The sequence below is a fragment of the Pseudostreptobacillus hongkongensis genome, from assembly GCF_001559795.1.
Lineage (GTDB): Bacteria > Fusobacteriota > Fusobacteriia > Fusobacteriales > Leptotrichiaceae > Pseudostreptobacillus > Pseudostreptobacillus hongkongensis.
Genome location: NZ_LOHY01000004.1, coordinates 1 through 1,285 on the forward strand (window position 1 = coordinate 1; position 1,285 = coordinate 1,285).

The following is a 1,285-nucleotide window of genomic DNA, read 5'->3' on the forward strand; positions in this document are numbered from 1 at the left end:
TTGTTTTTTTAATATACATTCAATCTTTTTAAATATTGTTTTTTATTTTTAAATTATGTATAATATATACAAAGAAGGAGGCTCTTATGAACAAACTTGATAAAATTTTAAATGATCTAAATATAGATGGATTATTACTTACAGACTATTACAACAAAAGATACTTTACAGGATTTTCTGGAAGTACTGGTATAGCTCTTGTTACAAAACATGGAAAATATTTCATTTCAGATTTTAGATATACTGAACAAGCAACAAAACAAGTTACACCTTATGGATTTGAATTTATTGAAGATAATGCAAGAAATTATTCTAAATTAGTAGAGCTTGCAAAAAAAGATAATGTTAAATCACTAGGTATAGACAATCTTGCACTTAGTTTTTCTGAATATGAAAGTATTAAAGAAGCATTTGATTTCGTAACTATTGTTAAAGCAAGTTCAAATTTATTAGATTGTAGAAAAATTAAAACAGCTGAGGAAATCAGTAAAATTGAAAAAGCAATTAAAATAAGTGAAGAAGCATTACTTGAAACATTACCTAAAATCAAACCAGGTATGACAGAAATAGAAGTTGCTGCTATACTTGAATACAATCAAAGAAAAAGAGGTGCTAGTGGTACATCATTTGATACTATAGTTGCAAGTGGTTATAGATCAGCTATGCCCCATGGTGTAGCAAGTAATAAAGTAATTGAAAAAAATGAATTTATTACTATAGACTATGGTTGTTATTTTGAAGGATATGCAAGTGATATTACAAGAACAGTATTTTTAGGTGATAAAATAGAAGATAAAATGTTTGAAATATATGAAACTGTTAGACGTGCAAATGAAATTGGTTGTGCTTCGTTAAAACCTGGAATATCTGGTAAAGAAGTAGATAAAATTGTTCGTGATTCTATGGGTGAATATGAACAATATTTTGGACATTCTTTAGGACACTCATTTGGACTTGAAGTCCATGAATTCCCCATGCTTGCATCAAGAGATACATCTTTACTTAAGGAAGGAACTCTTATAACAGTTGAACCTGGAGTATATATTGCTGATTACTGTGGAGTTAGAATAGAAGATGATTTATTAATAACAGAAGATGGTGTTAGACAGCTTACAAGTTTAACTAAAGAATTGATTAAATTATAAAAGAAGACCAAAAAAAACATATACCAAAAAACTGGACAGTAAAATTTAAAATTACTAGAAAGTTTGGAGGTATATGTTTTTTTATGGGAAGAAAATCAAAATTAACATTAGAAAAGAAAGTTGAAATGATTGAATATGCT

General features: G+C 27.5%; 1 protein-coding gene. It reads left to right on the plus strand.

Going from position 1 to position 1,285, the window contains the following annotated elements:
• Positions 1 to 86 precede the first annotated feature (86 nt).
• Positions 87 to 1,145 carry a M24 family metallopeptidase gene (locus AYC59_RS00445; RefSeq protein ID WP_066894081.1) on the plus strand — a complete coding sequence of 353 codons (1,059 nt, stop codon included), beginning with the start codon at positions 87 to 89 and terminating at the stop codon, positions 1,143 to 1,145.
• Positions 1,146 to 1,285: the final 140 nt, after the last annotated feature.

Excerpts from the sequence above, each read along its gene's own strand:
- AYC59_RS00445 (WP_066894081.1), top strand. The coding sequence starts at position 87 with ATGAACAAACTTGATAAAATTTTAAATGATCTAAATATAGATGGATTA.